Origin of the sequence: Paraburkholderia azotifigens (assembly GCF_007995085.1) — a bacterium.
Lineage (GTDB): Bacteria > Pseudomonadota > Gammaproteobacteria > Burkholderiales > Burkholderiaceae > Paraburkholderia > Paraburkholderia azotifigens.
The window spans coordinates 1,857,397-1,876,262 of record NZ_VOQS01000005.1; the positions used below are offsets into that span (position 1 = coordinate 1,857,397).

Consider the following 18,866-nt stretch of genomic DNA (forward strand, 5'->3'; position numbering starts at 1 on the left):
TACATCACCCCTTAGCGGTGCAGCCACGCATGAAGCACCGCGAGCAGATCTTCGCGGTTGACAGGCTTCGATAGATAATCCCACGCGCCCGCCTCGATGCACCGCTCGCGATCGCCCTTCATCGCCTTCGCAGTCACGGCAATAATGGGCAGCGTGCGTCCCACCGGGCGTTTGCGGATCTCGCTTGTCGTCACGAGTCCATCCATTTCCGGCATCATGATGTCCATCAGCACAATGTCGATCTCGGTGTCCGTCTCGACGAGCCTGATTGCATCTCTTCCGTTGTCGGCCCAGACATGGCGCATCCCATGATCTTCGAGCACGGTCGCGAGCGCAAAGATATTACGCATGTCGTCGTCCACGATCAGCGCTTTGCGTCCGACGAGATCCGCCGTCGATCCACGCAGGCTGTCGATGATCTCGCACGCCTGATGAGGCAGCCACTTGCGATCGAAGTGCAGCAATCCCACGGCGAGGTCGAGCGCGCGGCTCATGTCTGGAGCAACCAGTGGAATGAAGCATTCGCTGTCCGCCGCCGGCAGCGCGGCCGTTTGATCCGGCGCAAACACGACCACGGGCAACGGTGAGAAAGGCCCGCGGTTCGCCAGCGCACGCTTCATATCGTCGATTGCCGTCTGGAAAACATCCGCACCCATCACGACGCCGCACAGATCCGTGTCGGCGATTGCGCCGAGCAACTGCTCGACGTTATCCGCGATCGACAATGAGATCTTCTCGTTGGCCAGAAGCGCGATGAACTGCGCACGCCCGGCGGAATCGGGCAACGCGACGAGCAGCTTGCGCGGCGTCGTGTCGACATACCTCGTCAATACGCCCAATGCTTCGTCGAGTACTTCGCGCGACGGGATCGGCTTCGCGAGAAACGCAAACGCACCCGCCCGCAACGCACGCTCGCGAGACTCGTCGGTCGAAATCACGCAGACGGGGATGTGGCGCGTGGACGGATCGTTCTTGAGGCGGCCTAAGACCCGCCAGCCATCCATATCCGGCAGGAACAGATCGAGCGTGACGACGTCCGGATTGAACTGATTGGCAAGCGTCATTGCCGGTGCGCCCAGCGGCGTAACGAGGCCCTTGAATCCCTGCTCTCGCGCGGCATCGAGCAGGAAATGCGCAAACGCCAGATCGTTTTCGACGATCAGCACGACGTGGTCGCCGGCCATGATCTGGTCGCGATCGTCTTCGATTGCAGGGTCCGCCAGCTCGCGCGTCTCGTTGAGAACGGTATCGACGAACGCATGTGCCGCAACCGCATCGGCCTCGCTCACACCGTCGAGATTGACCACCACTGCCGATGCTTCGTCGCCGGGCGTCGCGACGCTCCGGCGTGCGCCGCGACCCGCCTCGCTCGACATCGGAAGATAGAGTGTGAACGTACTGCCCTTGTTGGGCGAACTGACGAGCCGGATTTCTCCGCCCAGCAATTTCGACAGTTCGCGGCTGATTGCAAGACCGAGCCCCGTGCCGCCGTATTTGCGGCTCGTGCTGCCGTCGGCTTGCTGGAATGCTTCGAAGATGATCTGCTGCTTGTCGGCCGAAATGCCGATGCCTGTGTCGGACACGGAAAACGCAATGCACGCGTGAGCGAGATTGAGTTTCTCGTTGTCCGCGCTCCAGCCGCCCGACACGGCATCGACAGACAGCGTGACGTGGCCTTGATGCGTGAACTTGAAAGCGTTCGACAACAGGTTCTTGAGGATCTGCTGGAGCCGCTTGATATCGGTACGGATCGACGCGGGCAGATGCGCGCCGAGGTCGATCACCAGGCCTACGTTGCGTGCTTCGGCGACATGCCGGAATGTCCGCTCGATATACGACGTCAAATCGGCAAGACGATGTTCGGTAAAGTCGAGCACAACCGTACCCGACTCGATCTTCGACAGGTCGAGAATATCGTTGATCAGCATCAGCAATTCATTTCCCGACGAATGGATCGTCCTCGAGAACTCGATCTGTTTCGTCGACAGATTGCCCTCGGCGTTCTTGCACAACTGATCGGAAAGAATCAGCAGGCTGTTGAGCGGCGTGCGCAATTCGTGGGACATGTTGGCCAGGAACTCGGACTTGTATTTCGACGTCAAGGCAAGCTGCTTGGCCTTTTCTTCGAGCGCCTGACGTGCCTGTTCGACCTCGGCATTCTTCCGTTCCACTTCCTGGTTCTGATGCGCGAGCAGGCGCGCTTTCTCCTGCAGTTCTTCGTTGGTCGTCTGCAGTTCCTCCTGACGGCTCTGCAGTTCATGCGCGAGCGACTGCGACTGCTTGAGCAGGTCTTCCGTCCGCGTGTTGGCTTCGATCGTGTTGATGACGATCCCGATACTTTCCGTCAGCTGATCGAGGAACGCGAGATGAATCGGATTGAAGCGTTCGGACGAAGCCAGCTCGATGACGCCCTTGACCTGCCCTTCGAAGACGACAGGCAACACCAGAACGTTGTGCGGCACGATGCTCATCAGACCCGACGTGATGCGGATAGGCTCGTCGGCCGACGGCTCGAGCAGGATCTTGCGGCGCTCGACCGCGCATTGACCCACGAGCCCTTCGCCCAGTTGCACGCGCTTGCCGTGCGAAAGATGCCCCTTCGACGCATACGAAGCCATCAGCCGCAGCGACGCTGCATGCTCGGACGAATCGAGGACGAAGAATTCCGCTTGCTGTACGCCGACGACAGGCGCGAGTTCCGACAGAATCAGGTGACCGACGGCGACGAGGTTCTTCTGGCCTTGCAGCATCCGGCTGAACTTCGCGAGGTTGGTCTTGAGCCAGTCCTGCTCGGTATTGACCTGGGTCGTGTCCCGCAGGTTGCGGATCATCTCGTTGATCGTATCTTTCAGCGCCGCGACTTCGCCGAGCGCTTCCACGGTAATCGAGCGCGTGAGGTCGCCTTGCGTGACGGCCGTGGCCACTTCCGCGATTGCCCGCACCTGGGTCGTCAGGTTGGCTGCGAGCTGGTTGACGTTCTCCGTCAGGCCTTTCCATGTCCCGGACGCACCAGGCACTTTGGCCTGCCCGCCCAGCTTGCCTTCGACTCCGACCTCGCGCGCAACGGTCGTCACCTGATCCGCGAAGGTCGCGAGCGTTTCGGTCATGCTGTTGATCGTGTCCGCAAGCGCCGCGATCTCGCCCTTTGCCTCGAGCGTCAGCTTGCGTGCGAGGTCGCCGTCCGCAACCGCCGTCACCACCTTCGCAATGCCTCGCACCTGGCTGGTCAGATTGCCCGCCATGAAATTGACGTTGTCGGTGAGATCCTTCCACGTCCCGGCCACGCCTTGCACGTAGGCCTGACCGCCCAGCTTCCCTTCCGTGCCGACCTCGCGCGCCACACGCGTCACTTCGGAGGCGAACGAGCGCAACTGATCCACCATCGTGTTGATGGTGTTCTTCAGTTCGAGGATTTCACCCTTCACGTCGACGGTGATCTTTTTCGACAGGTCGCCTGCCGCCACGGCCTTCGTCACGTCGGCGATATTGCGCACCTGGCTCGTGAGATTGCCTGCCATGAAGTTGACGTTGTCGGTCAGATCCTTCCATGTGCCCGCCACGCCCTGCACATCCGCCTGGCCGCCAAGCCTGCCTTCCGTGCCGACCTCGCGGGCCACACGCGTCACTTCGGATGCGAAGGAACTAAGCTGGTCCACCATCGTATTGATGGTGTTCTTCAATTCGAGGATTTCGCCCTTCACATCGACGGTGATCTTTTTCGACAGGTCGCCTGCCGCCACGGCCTTCGTCACGTCGGCGATATTGCGCACCTGGCTCGTGAGATTGCCCGCCATGAAGTTGACGTTGTCGGTCAGATCCTTCCACGTGCCCGCCACGCCCTGCACATCCGCCTGGCCGCCGAGCTTGCCTTCCGTGCCCACTTCGCGCGCCACACGCGTCACCTCTGAAGCAAACGAGCGCAACTGATCCACCATCGTATTGATGGTGTTCTTCAGTTCGAGAATTTCGCCCTTCACATCGACGGTGATCTTTTTCGACAGGTCGCCTGCCGCCACGGCTTTTGTCACTTCGGCGATATTGCGTACCTGACTCGTCAGGTTGCCCGCCATCGAATTGACCGAGTCGGTCAGGTCCTTCCACGTGCCCGCCACGCCCTGCACATCGGCCTGTCCGCCGAGCTTGCCTTCCGTGCCCACCTCGCGTGCCACGCGCGTGACTTCGGACGCGAACGAACCGAGTTGATCGACCATCGTGTTGATCGTGTTCTTCAGTTCGAGAATCTCGCCCTTCACATCGACGGTGATCTTCCTGGACAGATCGCCCGCCGCCACGGCCGTCGTCACGTCGGCGATATTGCGCACCTGCGCAGTCAGGTTGCCCGCCATCGAATTGACCGAGTCGGTCAGATCCTTCCAGGTGCCTGCCACGCCTTGCACATCCGCCTGGCCGCCAAGCTTGCCTTCCGTGCCCACCTCGCGCGCTACACGCGTCACCTCCGAAGCGAACGAGCGCAACTGGTCCACCATCGTGTTGATGGTGTTCTTGAGTTCGAGGATTTCGCCCTTCACATCGACGGTAATCTTCTTCGACAGGTCGCCTGCGGCCACGGCTGTCGTCACGTCGGCGATATTGCGCACCTGGGCAGTCAGGTTGCTGCCCATCGAGTTGACGGAGTCGGTCAGATCTTTCCAGGTGCCCGCCACGCCCTGCACATCCGCCTGGCCACCGAGCTTGCCTTCCGTACCGACCTCGCGGGCTACACGCGTGACTTCGGAAGCGAACGAGCGCAACTGATCCACCATCGTGTTGATCGTGTTCTTCAGTTCGAGGATTTCGCCCTTCACATCGACGGTGATCTTCTTCGACAGATCGCCTGCCGCCACGGCCTTCGTCACTTCCGCGATGTTGCGCACCTGGCTCGTCAGATTGCCCGCCATGAAGTTGACGTTGTCGGTCAGATCCTTCCACGTGCCCGCCACACCCTCGACCTCAGCCTGCCCGCCGAGCTTGCCTTCCGTGCCCACTTCGCGCGCCACACGCGTCACCTCTGAAGCAAACGAGCGCAACTGATCCACCATCGTATTGATGGTGTTTTTCAGTTCGAGGATTTCGCCCTTCACGTCGACGGTGATCTTTTTCGACAGGTCGCCCGCCGCGACGGCTTTCGTCACTTCGGCGATGTTGCGCACCTGACTCGTCAGGTTGCCCGCCATCGAATTGACCGAGTCGGTCAGATCCTTCCACGTGCCCGCCACGCCCTGCACATCCGCCTGGCCGCCGAGCTTGCCTTCCGTGCCCACTTCGCGCGCTACACGCGTCACTTCGACTGCGAACGTGCCGAGCTGCTCGACCATCGTGTTGATGGTTTTGGCCGTACGAAGAAACTCGCCCTGCAATGGACGTCCATCTGCCTCGAGCGCCATGCTCTTCGAAAGATCGCCCTGCGCCACTGCGCCGATCACGCGTGCCACCTCGCTTGTCGGATGGACGAGATCTGCGATCAACGAGTTCACGGAGTCGATCGCGTCGCCCCAGAATCCGCGCGCATACGGAAGTGCGGCGCGCTCGTTCAGCCTCCCCTCCTTGCCGACGACTTTGCTCAGCCGGCCGAGTTCTTCCGAAATGCGCACGTTTTGTTCGACGACGTCGTTGAACACGTGCGCGACCTTGCCATGCACGCCTGTCCACTCAGCAGGCAATGAAGCGGCTTCGCCTTTTTGCAGGGAGGTCAGCGCGGCGAGCACGGTCTTCGTGCAGTCATGGGCCGTATTGACGCTATCGAACAGCAGATTGACGTGCGACGCGCTGTCGAGCCAGATACCCGTAAGCGTCTCGCTGTCGATCGCGACGTCATGGTTGCGCATGCCGTGACCGGACAACTGTCTCGACATCTTGCCGAGATCCTGCCCGATACGTCTCGTTTGAGAGGCCAGCATATTGAATTCGGTTGCGACATTCGCGGCATCACCCGTCCAGTTTTCAGGCAGACGAAATGACGTGTCGCCGCGTCGCAACGCACTCAGTGCCGCAGCGATAAGCGCCAATTGGCCATCGGATTGAAGCGGTGACTCGACTTCGAACGTTTCCATGCGTTCCTCACGTGTCACGAACAAGCGTCGCGTTATGGTTCGGGTTCTTTCGCGAATTTCATGGGGCGTGCCTGCGCGCCGTAGCGGGTACGGTTTCGGCCTGTTTGCCGCAGCGTCTTTGACTGTGCCGTTGAATAATACAAGGAGAAATAGGTGGATTTACCACACTGCGCGCAGTGCGCCGCAAACAACCGGTTTTGTCGACAAATCTGACTGTGGTGTCAGGTAATTTATGCCGGGAAAGCGAGCGATGATGTATTTCTTTCTTTAAACCGCCAACAAATAGATCACCAGAGTTCATGCCGTTCGGGATTGATCGCACCAGGGGCAAGCGTTATTAGCCCTGGCGCGCAACGCCTCACTTCCCCGGAGATCCCGTCTTCCCTGCGTTGTTTCATGCTTTTCCATCAGGAATGCATATCGATGGAGCGGCGTACCGAGAGAATCACTCCGCGAACTGTTGCCGCAGATAGGCAGCCGTGCGGCTGCCTGTCTCGCGGGCAACTTCGGACGGCGCGCCGCTCGCCACGATCGTCCCGCCGGCGTCGCCGGCTCCCGGTCCAACGTCGATTACCCAGTCGCTTTGCGCGGCCACCCGCATGTCATGTTCGACCACCACGACCGTATTGCCTGCGTCGACGAGTCCTTGCAGTTGCACCATTAGCCGGTCGACATCGGCGGGATGGAGCCCCGTTGTCGGTTCGTCGAGGATGTATAGCGTGTTGCCGTGCTGCGCACGCTGCAATTCAGTGGCGAGCTTGATACGCTGCGCTTCGCCGCCCGACAGTTCCGTTGCCGGTTGACCCAGGCGCAGATAGCCAAGCCCGATGTCGCGCAGTGCTTTCAGCGAACGCATCACGCCTGCCTCTTCGGCGAAGAAACTGCACGCGGCGTCGACGGTCAGGCCGAGCACTTCGGCAATGTTCTTGTCCCGCCAGGTGATCTCCAGCGTCGAGGTGTTGTAACGCGTGCCGTGGCACGTGGTACAGGGCGCATACACGCTCGGCAGGAAAAGCAGTTCGACGCTGACGAATCCTTCGCCTTCGCATGTCGGGCAACGTCCCTGCGCGACGTTGAACGAGAAGCGCCCCGCACCATAGCGACGCCTGCGGGCTGCGGGTGTATCCGCAAACAGCTTGCGGACGTGATCGAACAGGCCCGTGTAGGTGGCAAGATTCGAACGCGGCGTGCGTCCGATCGGTTTCTGATCGACGCGCACGAGCCGCCGGACCGCCTCCATCCCGTCGGCGATATGGCCGCTCGCAGGCGCCGTCGCCGTTGCGAGCAGCGGATCCTGTTCGTCTTCGTCCTGGCTTTCGATGATCCTGCCCAACCGGCCCGCAACCAGTTCCGGCAGCGCCTGACTCACGAGGCTCGACTTGCCCGAACCCGAAACGCCCGTGACCGTCGTCAGGCAGCCCAGCGGAAATGCAACGCTCAGCCCATGCAGATTGTTGCGGCTGATATTCGCGAGCCGCAGCCAGCCTGCCGCGTCGCGGGGCGTGTGATCCGCATGCGCGGGCGGTGCGAACAGATGACGGCGCGTCTGCGATGCTTCGACGGCAGCAAGGCCTTCAGGCGGACCGCTATAGACCACATGACCGCCCGCCTCGCCGGCCGCCGGACCCACGTCGACCAGCCAGTCGGCGCGACGCATCATCTGCAGATCGTGTTCGACGACGAACAGCGAATTGCCCGCTGCTTTCAGTGTCTGCAATGCGCTGTACAGCGCCTCGCCATCGGCGGGATGCAGACCGGCCGATGGCTCGTCGAGTACATAGACGACGCCGAAGAGTTGCGACGACAATTGCGTGGCCAGTCGCAAACGCTGCAATTCACCGGACGACAGCGTCGGCGTGCTGCGATCGAGCGCGAGATAGCCCAGACCCAGGTCGATCAGCGTCGTCAGGCGCTCCAGCAGCTCGTCTGCGATGCGCTGCGCGGCGAGGCGCTTTTCTTCCGACTGGTTCGGCGTGCGCCTCACGTCCGGCGAAGCTTTGTGCATCGAGCCGCCCGCAGCGACGCGCTTGTCGACGGCATCGCGCATTGCGCTCTTGCTGAGCACGCTGGCTTTGCCCAACGCTGTCGCCTCCGCCCATTCGCCGCGTGCAACCGGTTCGAGAATCGATGCGAGTTCGGAAAGCGGCAACTGCGAAAACTCGCCGATGTCGAGACCCGCGAATTTCACCGACAACGCTTCTTTCTTGAGCCGCTTGCCGTCGCAAGCCGCGCACGCGCTGCCGACCATGTATTGCGACACGCGCTTTTTCATCAACGCGCTTTGGGTGTTGGCGAAGGTATGCAATACGTAGCGGCGCGCGCCCGTAAATGTGCCCTGATAGCTGGGTTCGTCTTTGCGCCTGAGTGCGGCGCGCGTCTCTTTGGGCGTGAGGCCCGCGTAGACAGGCACAGTGGGCTGCTCGTCGGTGAAGAGAATCCAGTCGCGATCTTTCTTCGGCAGATCGCGCCACGGCGTGTCGACGTCATACCCGAGCGTCACCAGGATGTCGCGCAGATTCTGTCCGTGCCACGCCGGCGGCCACGCGGCAATGGCGCGTTCGCGGATGGTCAGTGTGTCGTCGGGCACCATCGACTGTTCGGTGACCTCGTACACGCGTCCCAAACCATGACAGACGGGACAGGCGCCCTGCACCGTATTCGGCGAGAAGTCCTCGGCGAACAGCATCGGCTGCTTCGGCGGATAAGTGCCCGTGCGCGAATACAGCATCCGCACGAGGCTCGACAGCGTCGTGACGCTGCCCACCGAGGAGCGCGCGCTCGGCGCGCCACGCTGCTGTTGCAGGGCAACTGCGGGCGGCAGACCGTCGATCGCATCGACTTCGGGCACGCCGACCTGCTCGATCAGGCGTCTCGCATACGGCGCCACCGATTCGAAGTATCTGCGCTGCGCCTCCGCGTACAGCGTGCCGAATGCGAGCGACGATTTGCCCGAGCCCGACACGCCCGTGAAGACGACGAGTGCATCGCGGGGAATCTGAACATCGACGTTCTTCAGATTGTGCTCACGGGCGCCGCGCACGCGTACGAAACCCGTGGCGGCGTCGGAGGAAGCGGTAGTCGAACCTGATTTGCTGCGGCGGACGTCCATGTCGATTGCTAGCAGATGAGTGCGGATGACGGGCAACGGCGTGGCACATGCGTGGAACATGGGTTGGCACACGCGCGCGTTTGAGCACAGGCGAATGCATTATCGCAAAGTCGTGCTGCCCGCTACGCGCGCGCATGCCGGGCACAACACTCATGCGTGCATGCTCCCCGAGCGGTGCTCGCGGCGCAGCAGAACATCGCGATAAATGCCGGGCCGTTCGGCCAGCACCTCTGGCGCGCCATCGTCGACGAGCCTGCCGTGCTGAATGACGACGATCCGGTCGAAGTTCTGCAACGTCGACAGACGGTGCGCGATCGCCACCACCGTGCGCCCCTTCATCAAGCGGTCGAGTGCATCCTGGATCTTCGCCTCCGATTCCGTGTCGAGCGCGGATGTCGCCTCGTCGAGCAGAAGGATCGGTGCATCCTTCAAGAAGGCTCGCGCGATGGCGATGCGCTGCCTCTGCCCCCCGACAGCCGCGCGCCCCGCTCGCCGACGACGGTCTGCAGGCCATCAGGCAGCGAGCGGATCAGACCGGCGCAATTGGCGTGCTCGCAGGCCTTTAGCACGTCGGCTTCCGTCGCGTCTGGCCGGCCATAGCGCAGGTTATCGAGCAGCGATCGATTGAACAGCGAAATGTCTTGCGGCACGACAGCCACGGCGTCGTGCAGACTGCCCAGACTGACGTCGCACAGGCGCTGCCCCGAGATGCACACGGCGCCCGCACCGGTGGGTGGATCGAAGGCCCGTTGCAACAACGCGAGTACTGTGCTTTTGCCCGCCCCCGAAGGTCCGACCAGCCCCACGCGTTGTCCGGCGTCGATGTGAAGGCTGAAGTGATCCAGCACGCGCCGCCGCCCCGCATACGAGAACGTCACATTCTCGAAGTCGATGTTGGCGTCGCGAATCTGCAAGGGCGGCACGTCGATCGACTCTTCCATCTCGCGCGGCACGAGAAGCGCCTGCGCCGCATCCGCAAGCCGTGCGACATGCTGCACCATGTCCACGAGCGCAACCGCGAGGTCGCGCGTGCCGTGCAGAATCGCGAAGCCCAGCGAGCCGACCAGCACCACGTCGCCCGTCGTCGCGCGCTCCTGCGTCCATAGCCAGAGCACCCAGCTCAGCAGACCGCACGACAACGACGCTGTCGCGACAGCATGCAGCAGGCGGAGTTTTTCGAGGTGCCGCAAGCTCGCCTGGCGCGACGCCATTTCCTGTTCGAGAATGCCGCCGAACCGCAAACACTCGCGTGCCGTCGCGACAAAGGCGCGCACGGTCGGCATGTTGCCGATCACATCCACCAGTTCGCCGTCGACGGACGCTGCCCGCGAAGCGAAGGCCAGATGCCTCGCCCCGCCCCGTTTCGCGAGCAGGAACAGGCACACCGTCATGAGCACCGCAATGCCGACGAGCGCAAGCGCCATCCACACGCTGACCCATCCGATGAGCACGACCGATCCGATGACGGAGAGAAGCGGCGGCAGCGCATTCCAGGCCGACAGGTTCTCGATGGTGAAAACGGCATTGGCGGTCGCCGAAATGCGGCTCGCGAGCGTGCCGGGCTGCACGTTCGAAAAATACCCCGGCGAGTGGCCCGTCAGATAGCCGAACAGTTCGCGGCGCACGTCGCCCGTGACGGCCACGAAAGTCCGCACGCTCGTCCAGCCGGCGAGGCGCCAGAACAGATTGTCGGCGAACAGCAGACCCACGACGACAAGAAACGCATTGACGACGTGTGCCGGATGTTCGCGGCCGCCAGGCAGCGCGTCGATCAGATTGCGGATGGCAAATTGCGACCCGAGCGTGCAGCCGACGGCGGCGACAATGCCCAGCGCCACGAGCGCATGCTCGACGGGATGCTGGCCGATATAGCGAAACAGCAGACGCACGGGCTTGCTCGCGTAACCAGCAAGCGCTTTCGCGCGCCGGCCGCGCGTCCGTATCGGGCGTGCGGCGCGCGGCGTCCGTGGAAATGGCGTGACCATATTGAACCGCTCCGAGCCCGATCGAAAGAAAGCGCCCGCCGCGCAGACGTCAGGCGACGACGCGTCGATGCGCGGCCAAAGCCGCGCATACCGTGTTCCCGCTCGCGCGATGGCGGCCGCGTTCTGCAATTGCTTATTTAATGGCTTAATCCAGGCGAGAGAACATCGGCAATTGACATTCGCTGCGCGCAAGATTTTCCGTAATTAGGGCATTGAGCGGCATCTATTTCATATACTGCCCGTATCAGCAGTCCATGTTGGCAGCTAGCGCAACGTCTCGTTGTCTACCTTGAGCGGAGGCCATATGAGCACGATCACGCCAGCCGGACGCGCGGACTCCGAACAGCGCAAACCCGTTCTCAATACCGTCGACCGAGTCTGCGAAATTTGCTTTGGCCTGTTCATGGCCCTGACATTCGTCGGCGCCGTCAAGGCAGTCACCGCGGGTGAAGACGAAGGGTACAAGATGTTCTTCGCCGCACTCGGATGCAATCTCGCATGGGGCCTTGCCGATGCCGTCATGTATCTCGTACGCACGCTTGCGGATCGAGGTCAGCGGCTGAAACTCGCACTGACCGTGCAACGGGAACAGGACCACGCCATAGCCGTGCGCACGTTGCGCGACGCGTTGCCAGCGACGATGGAACCGCTCGTCGACGACGCCGACCTGGAGAGAATCCGCGCACGCCTCGCGACCGCGTCGACGCTGCCGCCGCGAGCGAATTTCGTGAGTAGTGACTTCGTCGGCGCGCTGGGCATCTTCCTGCTTGTTGTCCTCGGAACATTTCCAGTCGCACTGCCGTTTCTTGTCATCAAGGATCTGACAGCGGCACTCGTCGCGTCCCGGGTCCTGACGCTCGCGATGCTTTTCATCGCGGGCTTCGCGCTCGGACGCTACACCGGCGCGGGAGCCATGAAAGCCGGCATCGCGATGATCACGCTCGGCATTCTGCTGACAATCGCAATCATCAAGCTGGGCGGCTGATTCGTCCCTGCACGGGTCCTTCCCGGCGTAGCCGGCCAGCGTTCAATATCCGGCGGCGAGACATGGCCGCCCCGGCGTCCCGTGGCATCCGTCATTGGCGAGCTGCCGGATTCTTTCTTCGACTCATTCCAGCGCGAACGCCCTGCGCAGTCTTCCCCGTTCATTCGATCACAGAACACCTCCGCGATCAGTGGAGATGATAAGTACAAAGCGTTCTCCGACGCGTTCTGCCCGTCATTCTCATTCTCGATTGCTCACGTATGGAAGCCTTCACTGCGGCATGTCGGTTGCTGTGCAACGCATGCACCGCCGCAGAAGAGATCTCGCGATCCTGACTTGCTGCGAGTATCTGAACGCCGGTGCATGTTCGAAAGCAGAAGATGGGTAGGTTGGGAAATCAAGGGAGGAAAACCATGAAAAGGATTCTCGTCGCGCTAACATCCGTATTGCTCGTTTCTACAGCGCATCCACAAACTGCGACGCACTCGGAAGCGGAAAAAGCACAGTTAAAGGCAAACAGCGAGAAAAGCGAAGCGCAGGCAACCGCCAACAAGAAGAAGGCGGAAGCCCAGAGCGATGCCGACAAGGCTCAGGCGTCGGCGAATGAAGACAAGGCTTCGGCCCAGGCAGACGCCGACAAGAACGCGGCAAAGATGCAGAAGGCGACGACGCCGAAAGAGGCGTCCGACGCCCGCGCAGATGCAGCCCGGGCACAAGCCAAGGCCGACAAGAAGAAGCGCGATGCGCAGGCCAAGGCAGACCGCAAGAAACACGATGCCGCCAACGACGCCAATGTCGCTCAGGCAAAAGCCAACAAGGAAGCAGTCGAAGCGCAAAACGATGCAAACAAGAAAGCGGCCGATCAAAAGGTCGACGCCGCCAAAAAGCAGTAGATCTGAATCGCGCAGATTGTCCGCGCGAAGGGGGCGAGCCATGCTCGCCCCGGTCTGTCGGAACCTGAGGGCCGGGACACATCGTAACAAGCATCGTAACAAGCGCTGTGTCCCGCTGTGCCCTCACCTCTCGCGTCAATGATCCGTCAAGACGACATGCCCGTCACCTCTCAGAGACTCGTGACGCGTTCCCACCCATGCCGTACCGCGATTTTGAATCGTTCCCACCCGCTTTCGGGATAACGCGATTCCCAGTTCTCGCGGGCATTCGGCTCGACGCGCTGCCAGTCCTGCCCTCGATATCGCTCGTCCTGTCCGAGTGCGGCGCCATGCGTATAAGCGCGCCGATATTCGTCGTATGAAGCCCCCGAACTCGCGTAATGAGCGTCATAGTCCCTGCGATAATCATCCTCGGGATCATCGTCAAGCGGAGTGCCCATGACGGGATCACCCACGAGGCCGGTCGCCGACGTCGGCTGCGCTTTTGCGGCGCTCATACCGTCGTCGGGACGGAGCACTGCGCGCGACCTGACATCACCGTCCACATCCGCCGATGTCCGCGCGAGCCCGTAGTCGGGTACATCCCGCGCGTATTGCTTCTGCTCCATGGCCGCGTGTGAACCGTCCCGGTCCGCACGTGTGGTCACCTGCTGCATCCCGCTCACCATACTGGGCTCGGACGTATTCCGCCTTTCGAGGCGCGTGACGTCCGCAGCATCGCCCGCCGTTTCTGACGGCGGCACATGTGCGGGCGTTACATGTGAGGGCGCTACATGTGCGGGCGCCAAGTCGCCATAAATGGCCGGCTCCGGTGTGCTCGCCGTCGAAGACGCCGCGCCCTGTCCGTTTCGCCAGGCATTGGCGCGCTCGCCGATGTCGGCCGCGCCCGCACGGCGCATCACATCACACACCAGATCGGCCTGCATCCCGGTCGCGTCAACGCTGACCAGCGTTCCGCCTCGCCGGATGAATTCCCTGTAGTCCTCCGCTTCGGGCGGATACTCGCCCGGCCTGAAAAGCCGCGCGAACAATAGCTCGAGCTGGTCGAGGACCGCCCTGTGATGGCGCGCATCGCTACCATCGGGCCCATATACACGCGGCCCTTTTTCCACGGGAGTGCTCGCCGACATCGAGTACATGGCCATATCGGGCCGCGCAACACCCGCTTCGCCTAGCGCTCGCTGCGCCGAACACGCATCGGCGTAACTGTCGTACACGCCCAGCACGGTCTGTCTCATGATCGTCTCCTGTCAATCGCAGTGCGGAATGCCCATCACCGTACGGACGATATGCGCAACGAGTGTGCCCACTCGGCAAACCGGTGGAGAACGCTTCTGCAAGGGGGAGACGCAAGGGCAGCGACTTTATTTTTTAAACGACACGCTCAAAAGAACAGCAACGACCGCAATTCGATGCTGCGCCGCGCGCGAGCATCGGGCGGCGACGACGGATCGTCGAATGCCGTGTGCGCCGTCAGACGTGCAATATCGTCTCCCGCCGAATCGTAGATCTTCAGCAGCAATACTTCTTCCGGCGTCATCAGCGGAAAGTAGTACCAGCGGTGCCGTGGATTGAACACGAACGCGTAAGTCTCGCCGACCTTGTCGGGATAGATCAGATCCGACGGCACCAGATCGTTGAGCGCGATACTGCGCGAGTCGCACATCGCGAGCGGAGAAGATTCGACTGTCCAGCCGATCGGCCGCCACAGGTTGACGATCGCCACCCTGCCCTTGAGCCATGCTTGCGCTTCGTGCGGCGGCAGATGATCTCGCACACGGCGCGGGCCGGACACGAACGTCTGGTCGTTGTGAATGAACTTGACGGGTTCGCGCACGCCCCGAGCACGCGACGGCGCTTCGCCATCGCGTAACGTGTGGTCGAAAATGACGACGCGCTTCGCGCCTGTCCAGCGCTTGAGCAGCGCCTCCGATTCGCGATAGTAGATGTGCTCGATGGCCGCACGATCCGAGAAGTCCGTGAGCGCGCTCGGATGATGGTGCAATTCGAACCCGTTGCGATCCAGCGACAACCCGCCGGGCGGCGGCGCGACGCGCGCATTGGCGACGGGCACGCGATGCGTCCGATAAACGCCGCTGCGCAACGGCACGCCTCGCGGCGGATCGCAGGCGTAGGTCGCGGGCTTTTCGCCATTCGCGACGAGATAATTCAGTTCGGCTTCGACGACAGCCGGCTGCTCGATGATGAGAACATCGCTCATTGCCAGTGCTCCATGTGTGCTGCGAAACAGGCTGTAGATCACTCCGGCGCGACTTCGCCGATCACATGAAACATCTCGAGCGTATAGCCCATGTTGAAGTACCCGGCGCGGGCGTAGACGGCGATTCGTTCGAGCCGTTCGGCGTCGTCGCGCGCGTGCTCATCCTTCGCGGGCGACGTCGCAGGTTTCCGGCTGGCATGCAGGCTTTGCCGGAGCGTATCGAACGGCCTTAACAACGATGCGAGGCTCATCGACATGATGTGCCCTCCTGCTGATGGCGGTATGCATCGAATCTAGTCAGCGGCGCGCTTATCCGCAAACAAGCATTTCTGCAATGCTTTGCAACGCGCGCCACATGCGCCCGGCGTGCGGTTGCCGACAAACGGTCACGGCGAGCAGCGCACACGCGAAGTCGCAATGCATTAGCCGATGCAGGTGCGTTGTAAATCAGTTTTCAGGCAAATAACAAAGTAGAAATCGTTGCTTCGTTTTCACTGCTTGCACTCATAGCATCGGGTTCCTTTTCCATTCGTTCTACAAAAAGGGAGTCCGATGAAACACGTTGTTCTTGCCGGCGCGGCCGGTCTGGCCGCCATGACGCCGGCACTCGCAAGCGCACAGAGCGCGGTCACGCTCTATGGCCTCGTCGATGCGGGCATCACCTATACCAACAATCAGAAGGGCGCGAGCAACGTCCAGCAGACAAGCGGCAAGCTGAGCGGCAGCCGCTGGGGGCTGCGCGGTGTCGAAGATCTCGGCGACGGACTGAATGCACTCTTCACGCTCGAAAGCGGCTTTCGACCCAACGACGGCACATCCGCGCAAGGCGGCCGCCTGTTCGGCCGGCAGGCGTTCGTCGGCGTGCAGAAGAAAGGCATCGGCACGCTCACGCTCGGCCGGCAATATGAGCCCGTGACCGATCTCGTCTCGCAGTATGCGGGCCCCGGGTTCTGGTCACCCTCGACCCATATCGGCGACAACGACAATCTGAACCAGACGTTCCGCGTGAACAACGCCGTCAAGTTTCGCAGCGACTCGATTGCAGGACTGACCGTCGACGGTCTCTATGCGTTCAGCAATCAGGCCAACAGCGGTAATGGCGCGGGCTTCAGCAACAATCGCGCGTGGGGCGTGGCCGCGAACTACGTGAACGGACCGTTCTCGATCGGCGGCGGTTACAACGTGTTGAATCATCCAAATGCGGCGTCAAACACGAGCGGCGCGATCGGCGGTACGTCGACGACATCCGGCGACGACTATAGCGGCGCGTTCTTCTATGGATTGAATGGCGGCGTCGTGCGGCAGCAGATTGCCGCCGCGGGCACGAACTACGCGATCGGCGCGGCGACGCTCGGCTTCGCATGGAGCCACACGCAACTCGACTATAGCGACGGCTCGTCGCGCAAGTTCAACAACTACGATCTGAACGCACGCTATCTGTTCACGCCCGCTGTCACGCTGATCGGCGTCTACACCTACACCGATGGACGCGCAACGAATCTGCCCGGCACGAACGGCGCGAATCTGAAGCCGCGCTGGCATCAGTTCACGCTGGGCGTCGACTATGCATTGTCCAAGCGCACCGATGTGTATCTGTCGGCGGCTTATCAGCTTGCGGCGGGCGACGCTTCGACACGCGTCGGCAGCGGTTATCAGAAGATCGCAGCAATCGCCGACGCAGGCACGGCATCATCGACCAACCGGCAAGTGGCCGTTTTCTCGGGCCTGCGCGTGAAGTTCTGACGCAGCCCGACGATGGCGATCGTCATTGCACGAAGTCGATGGCAACGGGAGTCGGCATGTTGGCCGACTCGCCCGTATCCGACAGCCTGCCGGATGCGGGGTCGATGGCGAACACATTCACTTTGCCGCTGTGCTGGTTGGCAACCAGCATCCACTTTCCCGAAGGATGAATCGCAAAACCCCACGGCTTTTCACCGCCCGACGACGTGCGCTGAATCAGCGAAAGCATGCCCGACTCGCCGTTCACCCGATAAACCACCAGTTCATTCTCCGCGCTGTTCTCGACATAAACGAAACGTCCGTCGCGGCTCACGGCAATTTCCGCTCCGCTTTTCACGCCCGTGAATGCATTGCTGGTGACGGGCAATGTTTGCACGAGGCTCAGACGTCCCTGTGCTTGATCCCAGCGCAACACCATCAGCTCCGCCGACAACTCCGTAAGGAGATAAACGAACTGGCCGCTCGCCCCGAACGCGAAGGCGCGAGGGGAACGATAGGCGAGGAAGGCGCGCGCGTCCCTGGATAAAAGTGATGTTTAGTGGGACTTTTGTGAGGTGATACGAAACGCATGAAGCAGATCGACCTGCTTCATGCGTGGCGCCCATTGCGCGAAATGGACGCTGCCCGATGTCAGAACTTGTGACGGATGCCGACGCGCAGCGATACCTGCTTGTCGTTCGTCGACGGTGTCAGGCCGGTGATTTGCGCCACCGCGCTTTGTCCGAGCGAGTCGGTTCCGCTCGTCTTTTCATAGACCGCGATGGTGTAGACGTCGGTACGCTTCGACAGGAAATAATCGACGCCTGCACTAAAGAGGTTGTAGTTCGCGCCGCCCTTGCCCCCAGCGCCGCCGTTGCGCGTGTAATCGTACGCAACGCCTGCGAGCAGCGCGGGCGTGAACTGATACTTCGCGTTGATTTCCGCGTTGTTGAAAGCCGCCGTGCCTCGGTAGCGCAGCGGGTTCGGCCCCGAGGACGAACCCATATCCTCGAAGCGCGTATTCGAGTAGGCCAGATTCACGTTGAGCGAACCAAGCGTCACGCCTGCTCCAACGCCCGCGATTTCAAGCCGGTTCGCCGATGCATATCCGGCGAACACCGGATTGCTTTCGGGACTTGTCGCGCTGCCGAAGCTGCCGAGGTTGTTCGTCGTCGCCGGGCCCGCATTAGGATTCGCGCCAAAGAACGATGTGTTCGGATTGCGGATGTTCAGGTAGCCCGCGCCGATCGAAAACGGGCCGTTTGCGTAGGCGGCGCCGGCGCCCCAGATCCAGTTGCTCGAGAACGATCCTGGTGTGCCGCCGAGATTCATCATCGCCTCGACCGTCAGGCCGCGGTAATTCGCGCTGCGGAACTTGATCGAGTTGTTGATGCGGCGCGAGTTCAGCGCGTTGTCGAGGTCGCCCGGATGCGAACTCATGTAGCCGCCCCACTGCGGCGCGGCAAGAAACGGGCCGTACAGATCGACGACCGGATCGTACTGGCGGCCCAACGTCACGGTTCCAATGGGATTGCTGAGGCCGACATAGGCTTGCCGACCGAACAGCGCGCCGCCCTGGTTCATCACCCCGTTGTTGCTATAAAAGCCGCTTTCCAGCACGAAGATCGCCTTGAGACCGCCGCCCAGATCTTCGCTGCCGCGCAGGCCCCAGCGGCTCCCCTGCAAGCCCGCTGAGCCGCCTTCGATCATCGCAATCTGATGTCCGCCCGTGAGCCCCGTTGCAGTCTTTGCCGTCTGGACGTTGTTCGTGTAGTTCACGCCGCTGTCGATGATGCCGTATAGCGTGACATTGCTTTGCGCATACGCGGATACGATCGTTACGCTTAGTATGACTAATGGTATTGCCGACTTCTTCATCGTAAAGATCTCCTCAAGAAAGT

General features: G+C 61.7%; 9 protein-coding genes and 2 pseudogenes. 3 read left to right on the forward strand and 8 right to left on the reverse strand.

Annotation, left to right across the window (positions count from 1 at the left end; all coding sequences use genetic code 11):
* Positions 1–11: 11 nt before the first annotated feature.
* The 3 genes and pseudogenes from FRZ40_RS40365 to FRZ40_RS40375 all read right to left on the reverse strand — a co-directional run bounded on the left by FRZ40_RS40365 (position 12) and on the right by FRZ40_RS40375 (position 11,144).
* The gene (locus FRZ40_RS40365; protein ID WP_205019841.1) at positions 12–6,050 is read right to left on the reverse strand and encodes a hybrid sensor histidine kinase/response regulator; all 6,039 of its coding nucleotides are present in this window, start codon (positions 6,048–6,050) and stop codon (positions 12–14) included.
* 445 nt (positions 6,051–6,495) lie between these two features.
* Positions 6,496–9,159 (reverse strand): excinuclease ABC subunit UvrA, encoded by a 2,664-nt coding sequence (locus FRZ40_RS40370; protein WP_147238014.1) that lies wholly within the window; start codon positions 9,157–9,159, stop codon positions 6,496–6,498.
* A 150-nt stretch (positions 9,160–9,309) separates the two neighbouring features.
* Positions 9,310–11,144: pseudogene (locus FRZ40_RS40375) on the reverse strand (ABC transporter ATP-binding protein).
* A gap of 304 nt (positions 11,145–11,448) precedes the next feature.
* On the opposite strand from FRZ40_RS40375, the gene FRZ40_RS40380 reads away from it, so the two are divergent.
* Positions 11,449–12,129 carry a VIT1/CCC1 transporter family protein gene (locus FRZ40_RS40380; RefSeq protein WP_028367301.1) on the forward strand — a complete coding sequence of 227 codons (681 nt, stop codon included), beginning with the start codon at positions 11,449–11,451 and terminating at the stop codon, positions 12,127–12,129.
* A gap of 413 nt (positions 12,130–12,542) precedes the next feature.
* Positions 12,543–13,022: a hypothetical protein gene (locus FRZ40_RS40385; RefSeq protein ID WP_147238015.1), complete on the forward strand. Its 480-nt coding sequence runs from the start codon at positions 12,543–12,545 to the stop codon at positions 13,020–13,022.
* A gap of 170 nt (positions 13,023–13,192) precedes the next feature.
* Here FRZ40_RS40385 and FRZ40_RS40390 read toward each other — a convergent pair whose 3' ends face one another.
* From FRZ40_RS40390 to FRZ40_RS40400, 3 genes are all read right to left on the reverse strand, one after another.
* Positions 13,193–14,260 (reverse strand): hypothetical protein, encoded by a 1,068-nt coding sequence (locus FRZ40_RS40390; protein ID WP_147238016.1) that lies wholly within the window; start codon positions 14,258–14,260, stop codon positions 13,193–13,195.
* A gap of 146 nt (positions 14,261–14,406) precedes the next feature.
* Positions 14,407–15,243: a CmcJ/NvfI family oxidoreductase gene (locus FRZ40_RS40395; RefSeq protein ID WP_147238017.1), complete on the reverse strand. Its 837-nt coding sequence runs from the start codon at positions 15,241–15,243 to the stop codon at positions 14,407–14,409.
* A gap of 38 nt (positions 15,244–15,281) precedes the next feature.
* Positions 15,282–15,500, reverse strand: coding sequence for a hypothetical protein (locus FRZ40_RS40400; protein ID WP_147238018.1), 219 nt, complete (start codon positions 15,498–15,500; stop codon positions 15,282–15,284).
* 295 nt (positions 15,501–15,795) lie between these two features.
* On the opposite strand from FRZ40_RS40400, the gene FRZ40_RS40405 reads away from it, so the two are divergent.
* A complete protein-coding gene (locus tag FRZ40_RS40405) occupies positions 15,796–16,986 on the forward strand; it encodes a porin (RefSeq protein WP_147238019.1) in 1,191 nt (396 codons plus the stop codon).
* A gap of 22 nt (positions 16,987–17,008) precedes the next feature.
* On the opposite strand, the pseudogene FRZ40_RS40410 reads toward FRZ40_RS40405, so the two are convergent.
* Positions 17,009–17,464, reverse strand: a pseudogene (locus tag FRZ40_RS40410) (lactonase family protein); the annotation flags it as partial.
* 152 nt (positions 17,465–17,616) lie between these two features.
* Positions 17,617–18,843, reverse strand: coding sequence for a porin (locus FRZ40_RS40415; RefSeq protein ID WP_147238021.1), 1,227 nt, complete (start codon positions 18,841–18,843; stop codon positions 17,617–17,619).
* Between the last annotated feature and the right edge of the window lie 23 nt (positions 18,844–18,866).

Excerpts from the sequence above, each read along its gene's own strand:
- FRZ40_RS40380 (WP_028367301.1), top strand. The coding sequence starts at position 11,449 with ATGAGCACGATCACGCCAGCCGGACGCGCGGACTCCGAACAGCGCAAA.
- FRZ40_RS40365 (WP_205019841.1), bottom strand. The coding sequence starts at position 6,050 with ATGGAAACGTTCGAAGTCGAGTCACCGCTTCAATCCGATGGCCAATTG.
- FRZ40_RS40385 (WP_147238015.1), top strand. The coding sequence starts at position 12,543 with ATGAAAAGGATTCTCGTCGCGCTAACATCCGTATTGCTCGTTTCTACA.
- FRZ40_RS40415 (WP_147238021.1), bottom strand. The coding sequence starts at position 18,843 with ATGAAGAAGTCGGCAATACCATTAGTCATACTAAGCGTAACGATCGTA.
- FRZ40_RS40405 (WP_147238019.1), top strand. The coding sequence starts at position 15,796 with ATGAAACACGTTGTTCTTGCCGGCGCGGCCGGTCTGGCCGCCATGACG.
- FRZ40_RS40400 (WP_147238018.1), bottom strand. The coding sequence starts at position 15,500 with ATGTCGATGAGCCTCGCATCGTTGTTAAGGCCGTTCGATACGCTCCGG.
- FRZ40_RS40395 (WP_147238017.1), bottom strand. The coding sequence starts at position 15,243 with ATGAGCGATGTTCTCATCATCGAGCAGCCGGCTGTCGTCGAAGCCGAA.
- FRZ40_RS40370 (WP_147238014.1), bottom strand. The coding sequence starts at position 9,159 with ATGGACGTCCGCCGCAGCAAATCAGGTTCGACTACCGCTTCCTCCGAC.
- FRZ40_RS40390 (WP_147238016.1), bottom strand. The coding sequence starts at position 14,260 with ATGAGACAGACCGTGCTGGGCGTGTACGACAGTTACGCCGATGCGTGT.